The sequence below is a fragment of the Sinomicrobium weinanense genome, from assembly GCF_018863395.1.
In the GTDB taxonomy this organism is placed as follows: Bacteria; Bacteroidota; Bacteroidia; order Flavobacteriales; family Flavobacteriaceae; genus Sinomicrobium; species Sinomicrobium weinanense.
In genome coordinates, this window is the sequence record NZ_JAHKRR010000009.1 from 100,018 (window position 1) to 124,185 (window position 24,168).

Below are 24,168 nucleotides of genomic sequence, written 5' to 3' on the forward strand. Positions count from 1 at the left end.
CATAATGATACAAAATGCGCCTGTCTGCCGCCGGGCAGACAGAAGATTGAAACATGATCAGAAAAAAAACCGTAAAGCGGGACTTCATGTTTATCTCACCAAAGGACTTGCCTTTATTTTAACCGGAATGTTGCTGGTACTGTCTTCCTGTAAAGAAGACGAAAAAACCAGGAAAAGTTATCTCCCCGATTCTGTCGGGGCCATAAATTCCCTGGCCGTGGTCATAGATAACGAACTGTGGAAAGGAGATGTGGGAGACGAAATACGCGAATACTATGCTGCACCGGTAGATGGGTTGCCTATGGAAGAACCCATCTTTGCCATTCATCAGATCCCCTTGTCCATCTTTAAAGGTTCTACGACCAGGAGCAGGAATATTCTGCTGGTTGAGAAAGATTCAACCACCAGTTCCGGTGTCAGCACCGATACCTTTGCCCGGCCGCAAAAAGTAGGGGTCATCAAGGCTCCGGACAGCGGGACAATGATAGACCTTATTGCAGAAACGTCGAAAGAATATATTGAAGAATTCAAGGCGAACGATATCAAAGAAAAGCAGCACAGGTTTTACACTTCCCTGAACAAAGAAACCTATGTTCAGAAAAAGTTCGGAATATCCCTGACCATGCCATCCATCTACAAGACGAAAGAGGAAGAAGATAATTTTATCTGGATAGAAAGGGTTATTCCAAAGGGGTCCATGCATGTTTTCGTATATGAACTCCCCCTGAATAGTATCCCTAACGATTCTACCCGGGTGGATGCCTTCATAAAAATACATGATTCCATAGGGAAGAAATACGTACCCGGACGGGAAGAAGGCATGTATATGATCACCCAGAAGGCCTACGCTCCTTATATTTTTGATATTACCCTTGCCGGAAAACCCACCATAGAGACCAAGGGTATGTGGGAAATGAAGAACTTTGCCATGGCCGGCCCCTTTGTAAATTACATTATCAGGGATGAGGAAAACAACCGCTTGCTCGTCCTGGAAGGGCTTACATTTGCCCCGTCCGTGGACAAACGCGACTATATGTTTGAACTGGAAGCTATCCTGAAGAGTGTAGAATTTATTTCAAAATAACATCCCTCTACGTTCCTAACTATACCTCCCAAACCCTCTGTTTGATATCTCAAATCTCAAGTCTAAGATCTAAGTAGTGAATATCTTAAATTACGTTTCCACTCATATCGACCTGCCACAAAGAAGTATTGCCAATACCCTGAAACTTTTGGAGGAAGACAGTACAGTGCCTTTTATTGCCCGTTACCGCAAGGAAATGACCGGAAACCTCGATGAGGTACAGATCTCGGGGATACAGAAGCTGAAGAGTGCGTATGAGGAATTAGAGAAGCGAAAGGCTTCCGTTCTTAAATCCATAGAAGAGCAGGAAGAGCTCAGTCCGGAACTGAAACAGAAAATAGAGAGTGCCACGTCCCTTACCGAGGTGGAGGACCTTTACCTGCCCTACAAGAGAAAGCGGAATACCAGGGCCGGAATGGCCAGGGAAAAAGGGCTGGAGCCCCTGGCAAAGATGCTTATGGCACAGTCCGGAACAGATGTGGAGAACGCAGCTAACCGCTTTCTTAACGACAAAGTGGGCGATACCGGGGAAGCGTTGCAGGGAGCTGTGGATATCAGTGCCGAATGGATCAACGAAAACCGAAGGGTACGCCATGTATTGCGGCGCTTGTTCAGCAGGAGTGCAACGATATCCGCATCCGTGGTAAAGGGCAGGGAAGAGGACGAACAGGCACAAAAATACCGTCAGTATTTCGATTGGAACGAGCCGTTGTACAAATGTCCTTCCCACAGATTGCTGGCCATGCTGCGGGCCGAAAAGGAAGAAGTGGTCCGGGTAAAGGTCGCGGTAGATAAGGAACAGGCCCTGGAAGCCATAGAAAACATCGTTATACGCAATGAAAGGGCCCCGGGGATATCCTATATCCGGAAGGCTGCAAAAGAAGCCTATGAGCGGCTGTTATACCCTGCTGTATCGAACGAAATACTGAAAGAAGCCAAAGAAAAGGCAGACCATACGGCCATTCAGGTCTTTTCAGGTAATTTAAGACAGTTGCTGCTGGCGCCTCCCCTCGGGGAAAAACGTATCCTGGCCATAGACCCGGGATTTAAAAGCGGTTGCAAGGTCGTATGCCTCGACGAAAAAGGCGATCTCCTGTACAATGAAAACATCTATCCGCACCCTCCGCAAAGAGAAGCCTCACAAGCCATAAAAAAGATACGCTCCCTGGTGAATGCATACAGGGTAGAAGCTATTGCCATCGGTAACGGTACGGCATCCCGGGAAACCGAAGCACTGATAAAGAGAATAGCCTTCGACCGGGAAGTACAGGTTTTTGTGGTGAATGAAAGCGGGGCATCGGTATATTCTGCCTCGGGTGTGGCCAGGCAAGAATTTCCAAATTACGACGTTACGGTCAGGGGAGCAGTATCCATAGGGCGGAGGCTGGCCGACCCGCTGGCCGAGCTGGTAAAGATCGATCCGAAATCGATAGGGGTGGGGCAATACCAGCACGATGTGGACCAGGGCCGGATGAAAACCGAGCTCGATGCCGTAGTGATGAGCTGCGTGAACAGCATAGGTGTCAATGTCAATACTGCCAGTCCCAGCCTGTTGGGATATGTATCCGGCATAGGGCCGTCACTTGCGGAGAAGATTGTGGAATACCGGAGCGAGAACGGGGAAATACGTTCCAGAAAAGAACTCCTGATGGTCCCCCGGCTCGGCAACAAGGCTTTTGAACAAAGTGCTGCCTTTCTCCGGATATTGCAGGGTAAAAACCCCCTGGACAATTCTGCCATACACCCGGAAAGCTACACTATCGTGGAAAAAATGGCCCGCGACCTGCAACTGGAAGTGGAAGAACTGATAGGGAACAAAGAGAATATCGCAAGGATAAAGCCCGAAAAATACTGTACGGACAGCGTGGGATTACCAACATTGAACGATATCCTCAGGGAACTGGAAAAACCCGGCCTGGACCCCAGGAAAAAAGCAAAAGTCTTTGAGTTCAGTAAGGATCTGCGTACCATAGAAGATGTGAAACCCGGCATTACCGTGCCCGGTATCGTAAACAATATCACCAATTTCGGATGTTTTGTGGATATCGGTATCAAGGAAAGCGGACTGGTACATATTTCCCGCCTCAGCGACACATACGTAAGCGATGTGAACAGCGTGGTAAAACTGCATCAGCATGTCATGGTAAAGGTTATAGATGTGGACCTGAAAAGAAAGCGTATTCAGCTGTCCATGACAGATTGATGTATTAGCGGGAGAGGAAATATTCTATTGTAAGAGGGACAAAAAAACCCTCATCCCCGAAAGAATAAAGGTTATTATCGTTATATCGGTAAAAAGCTATTGTTTCTTGTCGCTTTCGGGAGCAGCTTCGTCTTCCTTGGAGGCATTTTTAAATTCCTTTATACCGCTTCCAAGACCTCGCATCAGTTCAGGTATCTTCCTACCGCCGAAAAGGAGCAACAGTACGACAACGATCAATATGATCTGTGGAGCACCGATCATCCCTAAAAAAATATTCAATGACATCATTTTTAATTACATTTACTGTAACAAAGGTAATAAGAAAAGTTTAATCGAGGCGTTAATTATTATAATTTTAAGAATAGCGGTATATATAGAACGCTATATTTGCAGGAATTATGTCAGAAAGCAAACCGAAAAGAAAGAAACTTGCAAAAAAGCTGTTACACAAGTATCGGCTGGTCATTCTCAATGAAGATACTTTCGAAGAGCGGCTTTCCTTTAGGCTGAACAGGCTTAATGTTTTTGTTGTAGGTACTTCCTTTGCTGTTTTTCTGATTGCCATCACCACAATGTTCATCGCTTTTACTCCTTTGCGTGAATACATCCCCGGATATTCGTCCACAGAACTGAAAAGGCAGGTAGCCGATCTTACCTTTAAGACCGATTCACTGGTGAATGTACTGGATTACAACGACCGCTATATAGAGAATGTCAAGAGAGTACTTACCGGGGAAGTAAGCCCGGCGGATATGGATGCCGAGGCTTTGGAGGATTCCCTGACCAAAGAAAAAGAAAGGCCCGACCCTTCCGAAGTGGATCTCAGTCCCGGGAAGGAAGATCTTGCCCTACGGGAAGAAGTGGCCCTGGAAGACAAGTACAATCTGGTAGGAAAGAGCCTGTCTAAGGTGAATTTTGTACTGTTTCCCCCGGTTTCCGGCGCCATATCAAACGCGTATAACCTGGAAGAAAAACACTTTGCCGTAGATATCCCCGGAGCTTCCGGCACCCCGGTAAAGGCTGCTGCGGACGGAATTGTTATCTTTGCCGAATGGACGGTAGAAACCGGCTACGTATGTATCATAGAACATTCTTTCGGCCTTATATCAGTGTATAAGCACAACGGATCCCTGAGCAAATCGCAGGGAGAGCTTGTCAAAGCGGGAGAAGTCATCGCCACTATGGGAAATACGGGCGAACTGACTACCGGGCCACATCTGCACTTTGAATTGTGGAGCAACGGCTATCCCGTAAATCCCACGGATTATATAGATTTCGACTAAGGCTTATGAACATGATTAAAAAGTGGTATATTTTTTGTACCTTTGTACTAACAGTACACACCACGCTACCCATAAGAACAGCGTCCCAGGGTGTGTCTTTTGTTTTTAGAATATCCTGATAATTAATAACTTCGTCAGACTTTGGTTTGACGGAGTTTTTTATTTTTAAAAGATGTTTGATAAAGAAGCCACAACTATTGAAGAGCAAATAAAATTGCTTAGAAGAAGAGGGTTGAGTATACATCCGGAAGATGATGCGGAACATTATTTATCTCATATCAGTTATTACAGATTGGGAGAGTATTGGTATGTAATGCAATCGGATAAGGAAAAGCATATTTTTAAACCGGACAGTAAATTTTCCGATGTTATTGCTTTGTATAATTTCGACAGTGAATTACGCCTGTTACTTTTTGGAGTTATCGAAAAGTTGGAAATCAGCCTGCGGACCAAACTTATTTATCATTTGTCTCACGAATTTGATCCCTGGTGGTTTCAAAACTTCAACCTTTTCAATGACAGTATATCCCTGGTGAAAACACTGTCCGGAATAGAAGAGGAGATTACCAGGAGCAAAGATATTACCATAAAAAATCACAAAAAAAAACACAAAAATGACAAAAGGTTTCCTCCTTCGTGGAAAAGTTTGGAACAGACCAGTTTCGGAGCCTTGTCCAAACTATACGGAAACCTCAAAAATACGATTGAGTCCAAAGATATTATAGCGAAAGAATTTGGTGCGGTAAATCATACTTATCTGCCAAGTTGGTTACAGTCCATTACGCAAATTCGCAATTATTGTGCACACCATTCCCGGTTGTGGAACAAGAATTTACCCGGTGCACCGAAATTGCTATCCGATCCACCCTTTTATTGGGTGTCTAACGTCCCGAAGCAACATGAATTTCAAAAGCTGTATGTTCATTTGTGTATTATGAAATATTTACTGAATATTGTTCAACCGGGAAATACCTTCACAGAAAACCTGCACGAATTAATGCAAAAGTATTCTAATATAGACGAGAATGCTTTGGGAATAAAGCCTGAATGGACCAAAGAGCCATTATGGCGTTACAGCAAAAAGCATTAATATTCAAAATGTCTATGAAGGCCTTGACGGTTTGTATTAATTTTATCGATTTGCCAAATCAGGAATATGTCATTAAAATCCTTTGCTGCAAAAATATTTGCAAAGACCACCTGCAATAAGATTCAAAAATGGGCAGCCCGCCCCGTGGAAACCCAGGAAAAGGTATTCCGGGAACTGATCGCCTCGGCTGCACCTTCTGCATTCGGAAAAGATCACGATTTCAGCAGCATCAAAAACCATGAAGATTTCGTAAAAAGGGTCCCCGTACGCGACTATGAGGCATTGAGGCCCTATATAGACCGTATGGTGGAAGGGGAGGAAGATGTGCTCTGGAAAGGCAAGCCCCTGTATTTTGCCAAGACCTCCGGGACGACTTCCGGGGCCAAGTACATCCCCCTCACGGCCGATTCCATGCCCTATCATATTCAGGCAGCGCGGAATGCCATCCTGTGCTACATCAACGAAACGGGAAATACGCGTTTTGTGGATGGTAAGATGATCTTCCTGCAGGGCAGCCCCATACTGAATGAAAAGAACGGCATAAAGCTGGGGCGTTTATCCGGGATCGTGGCCCACTATGTCCCCAAATACCTGCAAAAGAACCGTATGCCCAGCTGGGAAACCAACTGTATAGAAGACTGGGAAACCAAGGTCAATGCCATAGTGGAAGAAACCCTGAAAGAAGATATGACGGTGATAAGCGGCATCCCTTCCTGGGTGCAGATGTATTTTGAAAAACTTCAGGCCAGAACAGGCAATAAGGTCGGTGATATTTTTAAGAACTTCCGGCTTTTTATTTATGGCGGAGTGAATTATGAACCCTACCGGGCAAAGTTTGAGCAGCTTATCGGGAGAAAGGTAGACAGTATTGAACTTTTTCCTGCCAGCGAGGGATTTTTTGCCTATCAGGATTCGCAGAAAGAAAAAGGGATGTTGTTACAACTCGATTCCGGGATCTTTTACGAATTTATCAGGGCAGATGAATTTTTTGAGGAAAACCCGGAACGGCTCACCATAAAAGATGTAAGAACCGGGGTCAATTATGTAATGATCATTTCCACCAATGCCGGGCTGTGGGCCTATAACCTGGGCGATACCGTTCAGTTTACCTCGCTTAAGCCCTACCGGGTAGTGGTTTCGGGCAGGATAAAACATTTTACCTCTGCTTTCGGTGAGCACGTCATAGCCAAGGAAGTGGAGGAGGCCATGAGGCAGGCCATCGAAAGTTTCGGGGTCAGCATTAATGAGTTTACCGTAGCTCCCCAGACCGAGCCCGGGGAAGGCGGGCTCCCTTATCACGAATGGCTGGTAGAGTTTGAAAAGGAGCCCGAAAACCTGGCAGACTTTGCCCTGAAAATAGACCGGGCCCTGCAAGAGCAGAACAGCTACTATTACGACCTTATCGCCGGAAATATATTACAACCCCTGAAGATCACGAAAATAAAAAAAGACGGTTTTACCGGCTATATGAAAAGCGTGGGCAAGCTGGGTGGGCAGAACAAGGTGCAACGCCTGTCCAACGACCGTAAACTCGCCGAAGAATTATATAAATACAAAGTTTAACCCAAATAAATTATCAGACTATGCGTACAGGATTATTGATTTTTGCATTGTTGGTTTTGCTGTTATTTCAAAGTTGTGCTTCAGGGAATATTTCTGATCATAAGATAAAGGAACCGTCAAGAATATATAATAAAGTGGCTGTTGTGTGGACAACATCGAAAAATGACATCACTAAACTCAACGATGAGACTTATAATGAGTCTTTTCGTGGAAAGTTTAACGATCTGGACGGTGCAAAGTACAGGAAACAATTAGAAAAAACCTTTATCAGGAATATGTTTCCAACTAAAGGAATTGCTTCCGGGGATTTGTTCGATATTAACAAGGATTACGATTATAAAGAGTTTATAGATATAATAAAAACTTCCGGAGCCGAGGCCGTTTTGGTTATAAAAAGAGTGTCCTGGGAACAAACGCAGCATATAGATGGCGTAGATGGGGATATCAGTACCAGATACGAACCCAATGCCAGGTTTCATATCTATCTTATAGACATGGCTACACTGGAAAACCAGTGGATAGCGACCTCTTCCGTAGAGGGTGATTTTTATGCAGGCTATGGGACCGTAAATAATAATCTGGCCCGTAAGGTGATAAGAAAATTGCGCAAGGAGCGGTATATAGCAGGTAAGGAACTGAAAAGAATGATGAGTAACTAATCGGTGGAGATAACATAAAATCCCGTATTTTTGTGCGGAAAATAGAGTATGAGTAAAACTAAAGGAAGAACAAGAGCACAGGAATCGACCAATGCCATTGAACGGATGTACATCACCATGAGGCATCTGCTCAACAGGGGGTTCTATAAGCCTATGGGAGTGTCGGGGGAAACCCTCCGGCAATCGCTTTTGCTGCTGCGGCCGGAAATTTATGGCTCCGTTGCCGAAGACAAGGTAGAACTGAACGGGCTGATGTATATTCTGGACAGGCTTCCTATCGGTATTGAAGAATGCCGTTATGTGAACCTCACTTCCGATGAAGGCTATAAAAAATCGCACTTCAAACCCATCATTCCCCCGAAAAGGAGAAGGAACTGTTATCGTGTAGATGACGAGCAGATGAACATTGAGATCACCAGGGGGCGATCGGACATTTACGATATTCTTACGCATCTTACATTCCTGTATATCGAGTCGCAAAAAATATGCAGGCGTGTTTATATAGACGAGACCGGAGAGACCACGCGCGACTGGTTTAAACTGGAAACCGCTGTAAAAAAGGGCAAACTTTCACAAGGCGAACGGGAGGTTGCCCTGATCCATGTGGCCAATATCATCGGAAGGACTTTTGAGGAGGCCCTCGATGCCTATCGAACTTTTGCTACGAAACAAAAACCGGAGCGTTTTCTGCACATGGTGTACTGGATGGGAAAACTGGCTATAGAAGAAGAACGCGACAACAATAAGAGAACCATTACGTTCAGCCCCATACTCCGCGAACGCCTGGGGCACCACATACACGGGGAAGCCTGGGCCAATACCATTAAAAAAACACTGCAAAAGAACAATTTGCTGCAGCGGCCCATTCACATAATCAGTGCCAATATGCACAGTGTTATGAATTCCCTGTTCGCTGAAAAGGCGCTTAAAAAGGAATTTTCCGGTAAAGAAAAACTGGAGCTTTATGAAGTACTGAGCCTGCCGGAAAACGGAGCACTCCGTGACAAAGTAAAAGCCTTTGCCCACAAAAACGGGATGATCTCCGTAGACGACACTACCGGGACCAATATAGACGTGCAGATATTCGACACGGCCAAAATAGATTTCGGCCAGATCAACTACGATTTTAACACTACCCTGCCTGAAGAGGAAAAGCCCGTGCTTTTTGTCATGGACTACGCTTTTGGTGAACAGGCTTACGAAACCATAGACGAATTTTTAAAACCCTATAAGGACAAAGCAGCAGGGAAAGAAGGAGAGAAGGGAAAATTGTATTTTCTCAATGTAGCCTCGGTATCTATTATGGGTAAAGCCGGTATACTCGAAGGAGGCAAAGGCGATCTGATGATCCCTTCGGCACATATTTTCGAGGGTACGGCAGATAATTACCCCTTTAAAAACGAATTGTGCAAAGAAGATTTTGAAGGGCATGGCCTCAGGGTTTTCGAAGGAACTATGATCACTGTTCTCGGAACTTCCCTGCAAAACAAGGACCTGCTTAAGTTTTTCCACGATTCTACCTGGAATGTAGTGGGACTGGAAATGGAAGGAGCCCATTATCAGAAAGCCATACAATCCGCATCCAGGATACGGAAGAGCATAGCGAAAGATGTTGAGGTGCGCTATGCCTACTATGCTTCCGATAACCCGCTGGAAACGGGAAGCACCCTGGCTTCGGGAGGCCTTGGCGCCACGGGAGTAAAACCTACCTACCTGATCACCGAAAGAATACTTGAACAAATACTTAACAAGCGTTGATTTTGAGATCGCCGGGAACAGTATCCCCATAATTCTGAAAAACAATATTGCAGACCATGAGTGATAACATCCAAAAAAACAATAACTCCGAAGAAATAGACCTTGCTGTTTTGTTTCAAAAGATCAAGGGATTTTTCAAGTGGATCATAAAAGGCATTTATAATATTTTTCTTTTCTATAAGAGATTTGCCGTTATAGTTATCATATTGCTGGTTATTGGTTTTGTGGCGGGTTATTTTATGGATACTACCGCATCGAAGACCTACAAGAACGAGGTCATCGTGGTACCCAATTTCGGGAGTGTGGATTATCTGTATTCCAGTGTAGAAGAACTCGAGGCCAAAAGGAGGATAGGGGATATCAGTTTTTTTAAGTCCATGGGAATAGATTCCGTATCCTATTTTTCCGGGATTGAAATAGAGCCTATTGTTGATATTTACAGCTTTCTGGGAGAAAATGAGAGCAACCTGAATGCGTTCAGGGCACTAAAGGGCGATGCATCTTCCGCAAAGGAGATGGAAACTGCCAAAAATTACAAGTTTCACCGTATAACCATTTATACCAGGACCCGGAAGAATTCCGCGAAGGTTATTTCCAGGATCATGGATTTTCTCAATAACAACGAATATTTCAATAGCCTGAAAGACAGCCTGCGCACCAATATCGATAACAGGATAAAGGTCAACAGGCAGGTTGTCGGGTATATTAACGACATTCTGCGCATGCAGGGGAATGACAGTATAAACCGGGGCATACCCGATGATAAGCTGTTCTACTTCAGGGCCGAATCACTTACCGGATCAATGGGTGACCTGGTTAGTTCTCAACAGGAACTATTTGATGATATTGATAAACTTACCATCAATGCCACAGATACGGATAAAGTAATAAAAGAAGTTGCCGTAAAGACCAATATTCCGAAAAAGGGAATCACTTCCACCAAGAAATGGTTGTTCCCTTTACTGCTGTTTATAGTTTTTTCCGGTGTATCCCTGTTCATATACCTTTTCAGGAGGGTGAAGGAGATCGCCACGGAAGAATAAGCGGATGTCCTGTACATCTGTTTATCATTGGTTTTTGTAGTAATGTATAACTTCCCGTCATGAATAATGATGTCATTTTTAACATAGCCAATACGGCAGATTTCAATGCCGTGACCCTGGATGTGTTCCGGCATCAATACCGGAATAATGAGGTATACGGGAAATTTTGCGACCTTCTGAAAAGAACCCCGGAAACGGTAAAGACCGTAGAAAAGATCCCTTTTCTGCCCATTTCGTGCTTTAAGACCCATACCGTAGTAGCGTCTCCCGGCGATCCGGAAGAAGTATTTACCAGCAGCGGAACTACCGGGATGAAAGCGAGTAAACATTATGTTACGGACAGAAGCCTTTACGAAAAGAGTTTTTTAGGTGCATTTAAACGTTTCTACGGCGATATTGAGGATTATGTGGTCCTTGCCCTCCTGCCGTCCTATCTGGAGCGCCAGGGCTCTTCCCTGATCTATATGGTGGACGATCTGATAAAACGCTCCGGCAATACGGAAAGCGGTTTTTACCTTCACAATATTTCCGAATTGAGCGATAAGCTGGAAAAACTGGACAGTTCGGGTAAAAAAGTGTTGCTTATCGGGGTCTCCTTTGCCTTGCTCGATCTCGTGGAAAGCCACACGTTCCGGTTAAAGAACACCATTATCATGGAAACGGGAGGGATGAAAGGGCGGAGAAAAGAACTCATCCGCCAGGAATTGCACAAAATACTCTGCGCAGGCTTTGGCGTGTCTCATATCCACAGCGAATACGGGATGACGGAATTGTTGTCGCAGGCCTATTCTGCCGGGGACGGCCGTTTTAAATGCCCTTCCTGGATGAAAATTGTTATAAGGGATACCGAAGATGCCCTCTCACTACAAACTGCCGGAAAGACCGGGGGAATAAACGTCATAGACCTGGCCAATATCAATTCCTGTTCGTTCATAGCCACACAGGATCTGGGAAAAACCTATCCCGATGGTAGTTTTGAAGTGCTCGGCAGGTTCGACAATTCCGATATCCGGGGATGTAACCTGATGGTGATGTAATCGTATTTCCTATATTTAACGCCGTCACCCTGAACTTGCCTGCACTGAGCACAGCCGAAGTGTCGAGGGGTTGTTTCAGGGTCTCATAGCGATTGTCCGATCAACGTGATGGGATGCTGAAACAGGTTCAGCATGACATCGTAATGATCCTCTGTTTTAACGAGCTACCAGAACAAAATAGTTCTTCTTCCCCCTTTGCAACAATACAAACTTGTCATTGATAAGAGCTTCAGCAGTGATAGTATGTCCTTCGCTTACCTTTTCTTTGTTTACTGAAATGGAATTTTCCTTCAGCGCCCTCCTCGCTTCACCATTGGATTTCAGGAATCCGGATTTTTCGTTGAGTGCGTCGATAATGTCCAGTCCTTCTTTAAGATCGGAAACAGGTATTTCGGCCTGAGGCACCCCGTCAAACACGTCCAGGAAGGTCTGTTCGTCCAGGGCTTTCAAGTCTTCTGAAGAGCTCTTGCCAAACAGGATCTGTGATGCCTTTATGGCCTTCTCCAGTTCTTTCCTGCCGTGAATAAATATGGTGATCTCTTCGGCAAGCCTGTTCTGAAGAACACGGGTATGCGGAGCTTCCCTGTGTTGGGCAACCAGTTCGTCTATGGTTTCCCTGTCCAGGAAGGTAAATATTTTGATATACTTTTCAGCATCCGCATCTGAAGTGTTCAGCCAGAACTGATAAAACTTGTAGGGCGATGTCTTTTCAGGGTCCAGCCATACGTTTCCGCCTTCTGTTTTGCCGAACTTCGATCCGTCGGCCTTAGTGATCAGCGGGCAGGTGAGGGCAAAGGCCTTGGCACTGTCATCGCTCATCCTGCGTATCAGTTCCGTTCCGGTGGTGATGTTTCCCCATTGGTCCGATCCGCCCATTTGCAACTGGCAGTTGTAGGTTTTGTATAAATGGTAAAAATCATATCCCTGGATAAGCTGATAGGTAAATTCTGTAAAAGACATTCCTGAACCGGAATCGGAGCTCAGGCGTTTTTTAACAGAATCTTTGGCCATCATGTAGTTGACGGTAATGCGTTTGCCCACATCGCGCGCAAAACCGATAAAGGAAAAATCCTTCATCCAGTCGTAGTTGTTTACCAGCAGGGCTGCATTGGGCTGGTCTGAATTGAAGTCCAGTAAGCCCGACAATTGCGCCTTGATCCCATTGATGTTTTTTTGGAGGGTCTCCTCGTCCAGCAGATTGCGCTCTTCCGATTTCATGGAAGGGTCTCCGATCATCCCCGTTGCTCCGCCTACGAGAACAATAGGGCGGTGGCCTGCAAGCTGAAAATGCCTTAGCATCATCACACCGACAAGGTGACCGATATGCAGGGAATCCGCAGTGGGATCAATACCCACATAAGCCGATGTGGATTCCTTGCTCAGTTGTTCTTCCGTACCCGGCATAACATCGTGGATCATGCCCCTCCAGCGCAGTTCTTCTACAAAATTCTTGACCATTATTACTTCTTTTTTGGTAAACAAGCGCAAATTTACAATAAAGCGGCCAATAGAAGAAAAAAACTATAACCCGGAACCAAAAACCTGGAACCTGTCCTTCGGCTCTGCTCAGGAACCAAAACCTTGAACCTTGCCCTTCGGCTTTAGTTTATCCTGAGTACTTCGATAAACTCAGTATAGTATTTAACCGAAGGGCTCAGGGACCGGGTAAAACTTTGAACTTTGAACCAGAAAATACATATCTTTGATCCTATGATTCTAGTTACCGGAGGAACGGGGCTTATCGGGGCCCGTTTGTTGTATTCGCTAAGCCGAAAAGAAGAAAAAATACGGGCGGTTTACAGGAAGGGCAGTGATATCGACGCTGTGGCCGGGCTGTTTTCTGCCTCTGAGGAAGACCGGGCAAGGTTTGGCCGCATAGAATGGGTTGAAGCCGACATCACGGATATTCCCGCCCTTTCCAATGCTTTTGAGGGAGTGAGAAGGGTTTATCATGCTGCTGCCCTCATTTCCTTTGATCCTTCGGATTATTACCTTTTGAAAAAAACAAATACCGAAGGGACTGCCAATGTGGTGAACCTTTGTATTGCCAATGCCGTAGAAAAGCTGTGTTATGTCAGTTCAGTGGCAACACTCAGCAAAAAGGTTGGGGAGGAATTTATTACCGAGGAAGCCCAGTGGAATATGGAGGAAGAAAACAATGTGTATGCCATTTCCAAATACGGTGCGGAGATGGAAGTGTGGAGGGGCAGCCAGGAAGGGCTGGATGTGGTTATCGTAAACCCCGGGATAGTGCTGGGCGTACCCCCGGGCATAGCGGGATGGAACAAAGGTAGCGGAAGGCTGTTCCAGGAGCTGGACAAGGGAATGAAATATTATACAGAAGGAGTTACCGGATATGTGGATGCAGAGGACGTGGTTGCCATAATGATACGGCTTATGAACAGCGATATAAAGAACGAAAAGTATATTGCCGTATCTGAAAACCGCAGTTACAGAGAGCTATTTGCTGCTATTGCCAGGGCCCTGGGAAAAGAAGGTCCAAAAAAAGAAGTCCCGGCATGGGCGCTGCAATGGCTGTGGCGGCTGGATTGGCTGAAGAGCCTTCTGACCGGGAGCAAGCGTAAAATTACCAGGCTCCTGGCCAGGACAATAACATCAAAAAACCTGTACAGCAGTGATAAAGTGAAGGAGGAACTGGGCCTGGAATTCCGGCCGCTTTCCGAAACCATAACCTTTGTAGGCAAAAATTATGTGTCATCAGTTAAGAAGGGAACAGGTCGGTAAACGCAAATTTTTGTCCGTCAAACAGGCCTTTGTCACTGAGTTTAAGGTCTGGAATAACGAGCAGGGCCATAAAGCTCAGGGTCATAAAAGGCGAGTGCAGGGTAGCACCCATCATTTTGGCCATCTTGTCTATGGCAGTGTACTCCCGGGCCACTTTATAACCGTTTTCGGCAGACATAATGCCTCCAACCGGTAAGGCGAGCAGCTTTTTCTCCGTTCTGTTTACCGCAGAAATCCCTCCTTTGCTGTCAATAATGAGATTTACGGCTTCGGCAATGGCACGGTCGTCCGTACCTACCGCAATGATATTGTGTGAATCATGTGCTACGGAAGATGCAATGGCCCCTTCTTTTAATCCGAAATTTTTAATAAAGGCAATCGCAGGCGGTGCATCCCGGTATCGGTTGATCACTGCAATTTTAAGGATATCGTTGTCCGTATCGGAAACGGCATAACCGTTATCAGTTTTAACACCGGTTGTTTTTTCCGAGGTAATGAGTTCCCCGTCTTTGGCTTCTATGACCCTGATCTTTTCTCCCCGGGCCTTAACGGCAAATTCCCCCGGGGATTTTCGGGAGGCGTGAAAATTGTTGATGATACGGTTTTTTGTTCCCGCGATCAGGGATTCTCCCGCTTTCGCAACCGTTTCGCCGTCGATAAGGGTCTCCAGTACTTCAAAACTTTCCAGGTCTTTGACGAGGATGAGATCGGCCGGGTCGCCTTCGCGGAGCTTTCCTACGTTCATGTTATAGTGATCGATAGGATTCAGGCAGGCGGCTTTCAGCACCTTAAAAAGGTCTTTCCCTTTTGCAACAGCCCGGGCTGCGAGCTGGTTGATATGGCCTTCCACCAGGTTGTCCGGGTGTTTGTCGTCAGAACAGAGCATGATATGATCTGGGTACTCGTCAATAAGATCGACCAGGGCTTCGAAATTTTTGGCCGCACTGCCTTCGCGTATGGCTATTTTCATACCGTGTTTCAACTTGTCCAGCGCTTCTTCTTTGGTAAAACACTCGTGATCGGTAGAAATACCTGCCGAGATGTATTTTCCGGCCAGTTCTCCCTTGAGCCCCGGGGCATGACCATCGACAGGCTTACCGTATTTTTGTGCCACAGCTATTTTTTCGAGGACTTCCGGGTCCCGGTTTATCACACCGGGCCAGTTCATCATTTCGGCCAGGTAGGTGAAATGCTCTTTTTTCAACAGGGTACCGATATCTTTTGCAGTGATCTCTCCTCCCGCCGTTTCGAAAGGCGTGGCAGGGACACAGGAGGGAGCACCGAAATAGAATTTAAAATTTACGTTTTGCCCGTTGTCTACCATGTATTGCACCCCTTCCATACCGCAGACATTGGCTATTTCGTGAGGGTCGGACACCGTGGCCACAGTGCCGTGTACCACAGCGATCCGGGCAAATTCTGAAGGGACCAGCATGGAAGATTCTATGTGGACATGGGCGTCGATAAACCCCGGGAGGATGTAGGCCTCCGAAGCGGTTTCCATCCTCTCAACCGATGCTATTCTCTTATCATATATGGTTATCCTGGCCGGGAATATTTCCCTATTGGGGATATCTACAAACTGGCCGGAAATGGTTTTTTTGTGCATGGAAAACACGTTAAATTATTCAACCTTTTTATATTCATATTTTTTGATCAAGAAGGCCGTATAATCTTCTTTGTAATCGAAGTCGGAAGGGAGTTGTATAACACCACTCAAACTTTTAACTAGAGGAGTTAATTCAATATTCATTGCCGATGTATTTAAACGTAAATACGTATTTAAAACAAGTATACAAAAATAGCTCTAAACAATAAACCTGGCCTTCTCAAAAAAAATTAAATAAGCTCGATATAAATCAAAAGTGTTTATTTTGAGAATTATAATTGGAATGACTTTAAGTACGTCACTGTGAGAATTAACGTTTAGGCAACGGCATAAATTGATAATGACGCCCTCTGTCACCCCGAGCCCTTCGGCTTTGCTCAGGATAAACTAAAGTCGAGGGGTGGTCAGGCCAAGGCGTCTCGATTACACTCGACGTGAAAACTATTTCATACTTCTGCAATTCAGTTACTTACGAAACACGTCATTGGTACGAAGTATGGCAGTCTCTTGGCGGATTTGCGCTTACCCTTGGAGGTATGCTGTTTACCATAGGAGATTGCCACGTCGCCTCTCGGCTCCTCGCAATGACGTTTTTAGTTTATGTCGAGTTAAATAACGCTATTGTACCACCTCAACCCACTTTCCTTTGGTCCGCACCCGATAATCATTGTCATACATGGCCTCGCACTGTATGCCGGGCAGGTAGTATTTTCCGAGATAGGAAGCATTGACCAGTACCCTGAAGGTTTTGCTCTTGTGTGCACCGAGGTCGAAATAGAAATTGGCCCGGTCGTCCCTGAGGTCGGTATGGGTGGCCTCATTGGCAGTGCCCTGGGCATTTCCGAAATCGGTGAAACGGGTATTGACGATCTCCCATCCGCTGGGGAAGATATGTGTCAGGGCTATGTTTTTGAGGGCATCTCCTTTCTGGTTGGTAATGGTCACCTCGGCGATAAAATTGGTGCCCTGGGTGAGGCTGGAAACATTCAGTATATTTCCGTCCCTTCCTTTGTATACTACTTTGGCCGTGAGGTTCTGCTGTTCTGTCCTTTCCTGGCCTACCGGTAAAATTCCGTTGTTCAGTACCCGGACGAACAGGGTGTTGTCCTTGTTGTTTTGCAGCTTCAGGGTATTATTTCCTTTGCTGATGTCCAGGCTTCTGTCTGCCAGGGTGTTCGGTGTATTCAGCGCAGTGGATTTTCCGTTTACGGTATACGAGACATCAATACCTTTACCACCGATGTATTCGGCGAATTTAGCCATGGCGAGGAGGCTGTATGCGGTACTCTGTGTACTCATCCAGCGGTCTTGGCTGAGGTTTTTGGCGATGTCCCGGGCCATGTCCCGGGCTTTGACCTTCTCGTTCAGTAACAAAAGGGTTTCCAAAGCCAGTGCGCGGTTCCTTTCCGTAGAACCATAGGTGTGATAATCGTATTTCACCGGCTGAATATCGATATTGGCATTCACAAATATCTCCCGGGCGGCATTTTTCTGTCCGATCAGGGAATAGGCTGCAGCGAGTCGGAGCCTGGCTTCGTTGGATATGTCCGGCGTTTCCCTTAACCTGTTCATGGAAGAGACATCTGCATTTTCGGCCAGGGCCAGGGTATACAGGCGGTAGGCCTGTGCCAGATCAGAACTTTTACGGGACTGCCTCCATTGTTTGGCGGCCTGTTTCTGGTAATTGATCCAGCTATTTTTAAAGCCGATAGGGAGGACGTATCCTTTTTTCTCTGCTTCCAGTAAAAAGTGGCCTGCATATGAGGAACCCCAGTCATTGGCATAGTTCTGGCCGCTCCAGTAGGCAAAACCGCCATTCGGAAGCTGGTAGCCGCCCAGGCGTTTTATGGCCCTTTCCACATTTTTCTGGATCTTTTGCTTTTTGTCTGCCGTAAGGTCAAAGATACCGGGAAGGAACAACTGCGGGAATGCGGCTGATGTTACCTGCTCCACACATCCGTGCGGATACCGGATGAGGTATTTCATACGGCCGTTGAAGTTCATGGGCGGAAGCGTGGAGAATTCAATGCTTGCCGTATTGCTTCCTGCAACCCCAAAGGTTTCCAGTGCCAGTTCCCGGGATTTTCCCGGCTCCAGTATAATATCCTGTACCGATGTGGTAAGCGGATTGGGATTGAGCACGTCTATTTCTACCTCATAAGACGCTTTTTCTCCATTGCCGGACGCAATAACCTCTATTTTACCGATACCTTCAAAATCGGCGATCTCGAGTTCAAAATAAGCCATTTTTTCATCCGGCCTGTCAAAGGACACCTTTTGTGTAGCATCACCCGTTATGCGGAATGCCTTGTTGCCTTTTACCTGAACGCTTACGTTTTTCACCTTGTTTTCCATGGCAAATACGGTAACGGGCAGGGTAACTTTCTCTCCGGGGGTGATCTTTCTGGGCAGGGAAGCCAGTACCATGAGCGGTTTGCGTACCGGGGTGGTCTTTTCCGTACTTCCGTAGGCCCCGGTTTCCGGGTCTCCCGCTACAATCATGGTCCTTACAGAACCGATATACTTGGGAATGGTAATACTGTGCGACCGGGTTTGGCCTTTATCCAGGGTAAAAGGCCCGAGATAAACCACCATAGGCTTAAAGCGGTTGGCCTTTTTGTTCTTGGCCCCGGCCAGCTCTTCGTCACCACCTATGCTGAATACCTGGTCTATCCTGCCTCCGTAGGCCCCGATAACATCGTCGTAGATATCCCACGTCTTTACACCCAGGGCTTCCCTGGCGAAAAACTCGTCCCAGGCATTTGGTGTTTTAAAACGGGTAAGGTCGAGCAGGCCGTCATCCACGACAGCAATGGTATAGGTCATCGGTTTACCCTGTTTTTCCTTCACTTTTACGGTGACCTTCTCTTCCGGGCGCAGCACATCGGGCATGCTTATTTCCGGTTTCAGCCTGGTGGCGGGATCTTCTACGGTAACAGGTACGACACCGTAAAGCCGGATAGGAAGGTCGTTTGCCGTGGATGCGTGTGGCTGTAACAGGGAAATATGGATATAAATATTAGGAGTGTATAAGGCGTCTATCGGCAGTTCGAACCGGGTTTCGCCTTCTTCTGCATCCACCCATAACGAGTGCAGTACTTCGGTACCGTTCTCCACGGTAACCAGGGCGCGCCCTCCCGCACTGCTGGGGAAAGTAACGATGGCTTTTTCGCCCACCCTGTAATTTTTCTTGTCGGTAGAGAAGACCAGCATGGTAGCTGAAGAAGGATCGTTTTTCCTGGATTTTCCGGCCCAGCCAGGCCAGTCGATATAAACCGTTTGGCCTGTGGCGTGGCCGCCTTCCGGGTCTTCGACATGTATGAGGTAACGGCCCCATTCGGGGTATTTCAGTTCAAAGTCAAAGGAAGCCTTGCCGTCAGCACCTGTATTGATGGTTTTGGAAAATACGTTTTCCCTGTGGTCACTGCCGCGGTAGGAAGAGAGGTTGTCTTCTGAAGTGTCCCACCACCATCGCCATTTTACTTTGTAAATATTTACCTTTAACCCTTTGGTGGCTTTGGGGTTGCCCTTTTCGTCCACAGAAACCACTTCGAAGCGGTGTTTGGTATCGGTGAGGAGCATGCCCCTGGTCTTGTCGCCTTTGGGGGGATTAAGGCCTATGTAAGTATTGTATGGCGAATAGGTTTTGGTAAATACGTCGGTACTGAAATCACCTCCGGTTTCGTATACTTTGGTGATAAAGGAAGCCTTCAGCATTCCGGGCGCCTTTTTTTCCAGTTGGGGCTTCAGTGAGAACGAGGCTTTGCCTTCGGCATTGACCTTGCCGTCAAAAACGGTTTGTTCTTCAGAAGCGAAAGACCTGGAAGGGTCGTTGAAAATATAGCCCGCAAATTGTTTAAAACTGGTATTTTGCCGTTGGAACCTTGCCTGGATATCAGCCTTGAGGTTCCTGGCAATGGCACCGTGCAGCCAGGCCACTTCAAGATTTCCGTTCACCGGTTTGGAACCGGAGAGGATATCGTCTTCAAAATCGGCCTTGATCTTCAGCCGGTTGGGCTTTATGGTCTCTATGCGGATACGTTTGGTAAAGACCGCACCACCTACGGATATCTTGGCCTGCCAGTTCCCGGTAGGGGCATTCTGGTCTGTGGAGGTGGTAAAGGTATAGAAATTGTCGGTCGCGCTGGTCCTGATCTCCTTATGGGTTATTTTTCCGTAGGGGTCTTTTAATTCGAACTTTACGGGATGACCTTTCGGCAGTTTATTAGCCTTGTCATTGAGTATAAAAGACAGGAAGAGGGTGTCTCCCGGCCGCCATACCCCGCGTTCGCCATAGAGGTATCCTTTTATGCCCTTGTGCAGTTTAACTCCGGAAACATCGAATTTACTCACTGAAAGTGCGTTGCCATCACTGAGTTTTATATAGGTCTTTTGCTTTCCTTTTTCGGCAATGGCAAAATAGGCCGGAACGGTGGCATCGAGCATGGTAAACCCGTCCTTATCGGTAACGACTGTAGCCATTTCCTGCTGCTGGAAATTGTAAAAAGTGACTTTGATGTCGGCTTCGGGCTTTGCTGTAATAAGATTAGTGACGCTGACAAAATAGGATTCGTTATTGCCCTTTTTTATGGTAACGCCCAGATCGGAGGCGAGGACGTTTACAGCGACTTTTTTATTGCGGTAATAAGAAGTATTACAAGGGTTCTCATTTTCCTCCCAGTTATAGGTGTAATCGTAATAATAATCGTCGTAATAATATCCTTCCACATTGTCCCAGTAGCTGGATTCCTGCGCTTCGTCGTAGTTCTCTCCGGTGGTGGTTTCCTCTTCTTCGGGGAAATTGGTCTCATCACATTTATAGGTGCTGTAAGACGGCCTGTACCGGAATTCCACCCGATAGATGGCGCCGGGATCGGGGGTGATGAGTTCCCTGAGGTCCAGGGCATAGGCGTGCCATTTGCCGTTGGCGGCACTCAGGTTGCTGTGAAGCTGAATGGTTTTTCGGGCGATGGGCCTGGCCACAGTGCGCAGGTCGCCCTCCCCGTTGAGGTCCTGGTATTGCAGGAACTGTAAAATGTTGTTCTCAAATATTTTAATGACGGATACATCGACGGCATTGAGGTTTACGGCTTCAAAATTGATCTTGAGATTGTTGGAGGAAGGAAGTATAGTGCCACTTTGCAACAGCCTTACCTCAGGTTTTAGCTGTTCGAAGGCGATCTGTTCGGAAAAGAGCTGCTTCAGCTTATAGTTTTCCACATTTTGTATGCCCTGGAACACTTCCAATGATTTTACTCCTTTGAGTTCGTTTTCCGGATAGACTTTAAGTACATTCCCGTCCACCAAAAATTTCAGTGATCTGGCGTCCTGGATGCTTACCAGTCCGTCAAAGTTCTGGTTTTTCTTCAACGGGTCTGAAAAATTGATTTCCACATAAGGCTTGTCTGTTCCCACGACATTGACCTCCATGACGGTAAAGTTGTTTTTTCCGGGAATGAGAATCTCTCCTTCCCCTTTTGAATCGATATCAAAGGGCTTGCCGTTCCATGTTACTTTTACTTTCGAATCTTCTTTCAACCGGCGGATACTGTCGATCTTAAACCGGAACTGGGTGTTGGTCTCTGCCTCCCCGTAGAATTTTACGGAGAGCTCTTTGTCTTTCTGCGAGGCCTGTACCAGTTTTTTTGCAGTTTCCGCAGCTAACTGATCGCTGCTTCTCAGTGTGCCTTCCACGTATTGCCAGTCGCGGTTATAGGATTGTATCTGGTCGGTAGTGATCTTAAATTGCTGTTTGATGGTTTTTACCTTAAAGGAAAAATCCCTTAGTTCACCGGGGATGTCCTTTACGAGATCTCCCAGTTTTAATGTAAACTCGTATTCCGTATCCTGCTTCAGGGGAGCTTCCGGTACAAAGGCCAGGGTCTGGTTGTTCAGGGCTACTACCTTACCTTTTGTTTTCGGGGATACGCGGATGAGGTCTTCGCGAAGTTCCCGGTTGGGCTCCCATTCCGCAATGGGATCACGTAGCATTATTTTTATGCTGGAGTGAGAAGAAATGATCCCCTGGGAGACGTCAGAGATGTATTCCCGGTATTTATACAGGTTGGATATCTGTTCCTGTATTTCCTCTTCCGGGGTTTTATCCTTACAGGAAAATAAAATAAGAAGCGCTGTAACGGGGAGGAGTAATTTTTTTAATTGCATAGTGTTTTGATTAGGGTTTGGATGTCCCATACCGTTTTCCGCTTGCCGCGGGCGACGGTTTAGAAACACAAATATTAAATTAAACACTCACCGCTAACCGCGGGTAGCGTACGTTGTATTCTCGTTTTTTATCTGCTCAAAACTTTTTACCTCTATTTTTCCTTTGGTAGGGATCATATTTTGCCAGACCCAATTGTAATGTTCAATTACTTTTTCTGCTTTCAAATGTGGTCTTTCACCGGTTGTATGTCCGTTAGAAACAACAGTGATGTTATAATCCTTTGTCAGGGCCGATTGGATTGCAGATTCTACACAAAAGTCCGTTGCACAACCGGTAATGAACAGATCACTAACATTCAATTCATTTAATTTCGATTGCAGGGTGGTTCTATAAAAGATATCATTTGCATATTTATCAACCAAAATATCATCAGGCTCAACAATTAACTCGTCCAGGTTTTCCCAGGCCGTTGAGTTTTTTTCAAATTGTCCGGTTCCCGTTCCGTCGTGTTGAATGAAAATTACCGGAAAAGCCAATTCCCTGAACATCGAACCGAGCTTATTTATCCTCATAACAACTCCTTCCGTATCAAACCGGGGCGTTTGGGAAGTAAAAGAACCTTTTTGCATATCGATGATTAAAAGGGCATTTCCATCTTTCATTGATATAATTTCTATGATGTTGTAAGTGGGGTGTTATTAATAATCCGCTATTGTTCATAAATGCCTACATAAAGCTCCCCTTCGGCATTCATGGTGGCCCTGTACATTCCTGCGGTATTGAATTCCATGACCATATTTCCCCGGTGGTCCACGGCAATGATTCCTCCGGTGCCACCCAGGTCGGGGAGTTTTTTCTGTATGACCTCCCGGGCAGCTTCCTGCAGGGAAAGGCCCTTGTATTCCATAAGTGCCGAAATATCATGAGCCACCATTCCGCGGATAAAAAATTCACCCCATCCGGTGGAAGATACGGCACAGGTACTGTTATTGGCATAAGTCCCGGCGCCTATAATGGGGGAGTCACCGATGCGCCCCCATCGTTTGTTGGTCATTCCCCCGGTGGAGGTAGCGGCGGCCAGGTTGCCGTTTTTATCCAGTGCAACACAGCCCACAGTACCGAATTTGGAATCTTTGATCAGGGGATCATAGAAAGCGGTTTTGCCATCGTGGTCGAGTTCTGACTTTTCCCGGTCTTTAATCCGCTCAAGGGCTTTCATACGCGGTTCCGTATAAAAATAGGAGGGGTCCACGATCTCCAGCCCCTGTTCTTCGGCAAAGGATTCGGCACCCTTACGGGCCAGTATCACGTGTTCAGATTTTTCCATGACCGTGCGGGCCAGGGTTATGGGGTTCTTAACGGTTGTAACCCCGGCCACAGCCCCCGCATTCAGTGTTTTGCCATCCATGATGGAAGCGTCCAGTTCATTTTTGCCGTCATGGGTAAAAACCGCTCCTTTTCCGGCATTGAACAGGGGAGAGTCTTCCATAACGTTTACGGTTTTCTGAACGGCATCCAGGCCGGACCCACCGTCTTTGAGGATGTCATAGCCCGTTCTTATGGCCTTTTCCAGGACTTTCCGGTATTCCGCTTCCCCTTCGGGGGTCATGTTCTTTCGCAGGATGGTGCCGGCTCCGCCGTGGATGACTATGGCAAAAGGTTCCGTCTGCTGTTGGGAGGGCTTTTCTGCTATATCGGTTTTGGTTTCCGGGTTGTCTTTACATGAAGTGACACCACAAAGTAGCAATAGGAAGAAAATGACTGTTAGGCTAAAGATTCTTTTTATCATTGGAATCGCTGGTTTTTTGGATATTAAAATTAATAAAAATACCGGCCCCTTTTTAAAATCATGGAGGTTTTCTTCCCGGATATCCCGGCCAGCCTGCCCGTTTGTGAACAGGAAGGCTGGCGGGATAACTGAATTAACT

16 protein-coding genes are annotated in these 24,168 nt (G+C 46.3%); 10 read left to right on the top strand and 6 right to left on the bottom strand.

Going from position 1 to position 24,168, the window contains the following annotated elements; genetic code table 11:
• Positions 1–4: 4 nt before the first annotated feature.
• Together KN811_RS18600 and KN811_RS18605 are read left to right on the top strand one after the other, a co-directional pair.
• Positions 5–1,084: a DUF4837 family protein gene (locus KN811_RS18600; RefSeq protein ID WP_247716556.1), complete on the top strand. Its 1,080-nt coding sequence runs from the start codon at positions 5–7 to the stop codon at positions 1,082–1,084.
• Between the two features lie 76 nt (positions 1,085–1,160).
• Entirely contained in the window at positions 1,161–3,287 is a 2,127-nt protein-coding gene (locus KN811_RS18605; RefSeq protein ID WP_187966431.1) for a Tex-like N-terminal domain-containing protein, read from the top strand.
• 96 nt (positions 3,288–3,383) lie between these two features.
• On the opposite strand, the gene tatA is transcribed toward KN811_RS18605, so the two are convergent.
• Positions 3,384–3,575, bottom strand: coding sequence for a twin-arginine translocase TatA/TatE family subunit (gene tatA / locus KN811_RS18610; protein ID WP_282097932.1), 192 nt, complete (start codon positions 3,573–3,575; stop codon positions 3,384–3,386).
• A 110-nt stretch (positions 3,576–3,685) separates the two neighbouring features.
• On the opposite strand from tatA, the gene KN811_RS18615 reads away from it, so the two are divergent.
• The 7 genes from KN811_RS18615 to KN811_RS18645 all read left to right on the top strand — a co-directional run bounded on the left by KN811_RS18615 (position 3,686) and on the right by KN811_RS18645 (position 11,720).
• Positions 3,686–4,570, top strand: coding sequence for a M23 family metallopeptidase (locus tag KN811_RS18615; protein WP_187966432.1), 885 nt, complete (start codon positions 3,686–3,688; stop codon positions 4,568–4,570).
• 172 nt (positions 4,571–4,742) lie between these two features.
• Positions 4,743–5,660 carry an Abi family protein gene (locus tag KN811_RS18620; RefSeq protein ID WP_187966433.1) on the top strand — a complete coding sequence of 306 codons (918 nt, stop codon included), beginning with the start codon at positions 4,743–4,745 and terminating at the stop codon, positions 5,658–5,660.
• Between the two features lie 66 nt (positions 5,661–5,726).
• Complete coding sequence (locus tag KN811_RS18625) at positions 5,727–7,223, top strand: GH3 auxin-responsive promoter family protein (RefSeq protein ID WP_187966434.1); 1,497 nt, start codon at positions 5,727–5,729, stop codon at positions 7,221–7,223.
• Between the two features lie 143 nt (positions 7,224–7,366).
• Positions 7,367–7,882 carry a hypothetical protein gene (locus KN811_RS18630; protein WP_187966435.1) on the top strand — a complete coding sequence of 172 codons (516 nt, stop codon included), beginning with the start codon at positions 7,367–7,369 and terminating at the stop codon, positions 7,880–7,882.
• Positions 7,883–7,930: 48 nt separating this feature from the next.
• Positions 7,931–9,640 carry a DUF6909 family protein gene (locus KN811_RS18635; RefSeq protein WP_216334949.1) on the top strand — a complete coding sequence of 570 codons (1,710 nt, stop codon included), beginning with the start codon at positions 7,931–7,933 and terminating at the stop codon, positions 9,638–9,640.
• 56 nt (positions 9,641–9,696) lie between these two features.
• Positions 9,697–10,683: a hypothetical protein gene (locus KN811_RS18640; protein WP_187967025.1), complete on the top strand. Its 987-nt coding sequence runs from the start codon at positions 9,697–9,699 to the stop codon at positions 10,681–10,683.
• 59 nt (positions 10,684–10,742) lie between these two features.
• On the top strand, positions 10,743–11,720 hold the full coding sequence (locus KN811_RS18645) for a LuxE/PaaK family acyltransferase (protein ID WP_187967026.1): 978 nt from the start codon (positions 10,743–10,745) through the stop codon (positions 11,718–11,720).
• A gap of 156 nt (positions 11,721–11,876) precedes the next feature.
• Here KN811_RS18645 and tyrS read toward each other — a convergent pair whose 3' ends face one another.
• Complete coding sequence (gene tyrS / locus KN811_RS18650) at positions 11,877–13,178, bottom strand: tyrosine--tRNA ligase (protein ID WP_187967027.1); 1,302 nt, start codon at positions 13,176–13,178, stop codon at positions 11,877–11,879.
• 252 nt (positions 13,179–13,430) lie between these two features.
• On the opposite strand from tyrS, the gene KN811_RS18655 reads away from it, so the two are divergent.
• On the top strand, positions 13,431–14,465 hold the full coding sequence (locus KN811_RS18655; protein ID WP_187967028.1) for an NAD-dependent epimerase/dehydratase family protein: 1,035 nt from the start codon (positions 13,431–13,433) through the stop codon (positions 14,463–14,465).
• On the opposite strand, the gene ade is transcribed toward KN811_RS18655, so the two are convergent.
• From ade to KN811_RS18675, 4 genes are all read right to left on the bottom strand, one after another.
• Entirely contained in the window at positions 14,443–16,074 is a 1,632-nt protein-coding gene (gene ade / locus KN811_RS18660; RefSeq protein WP_187967029.1) for an adenine deaminase, read from the bottom strand. The two genes, KN811_RS18655 and ade, sit on opposite strands and share 23 nt — an antisense overlap.
• A 618-nt stretch (positions 16,075–16,692) precedes the next feature.
• A complete protein-coding gene (locus KN811_RS18665) occupies positions 16,693–22,239 on the bottom strand; it encodes an alpha-2-macroglobulin family protein (RefSeq protein ID WP_187967030.1) in 5,547 nt (1,848 codons plus the stop codon).
• Between the two features lie 93 nt (positions 22,240–22,332).
• Positions 22,333–22,902, bottom strand: a complete 570-nt coding sequence (locus KN811_RS18670) for an isochorismatase family protein (RefSeq protein WP_187967031.1) — start codon at positions 22,900–22,902, stop codon at positions 22,333–22,335.
• A gap of 47 nt (positions 22,903–22,949) precedes the next feature.
• Positions 22,950–24,029, bottom strand: a complete 1,080-nt coding sequence (locus KN811_RS18675) for an isoaspartyl peptidase/L-asparaginase family protein (RefSeq protein ID WP_187967032.1) — start codon at positions 24,027–24,029, stop codon at positions 22,950–22,952.
• Positions 24,030–24,168: the final 139 nt, after the last annotated feature.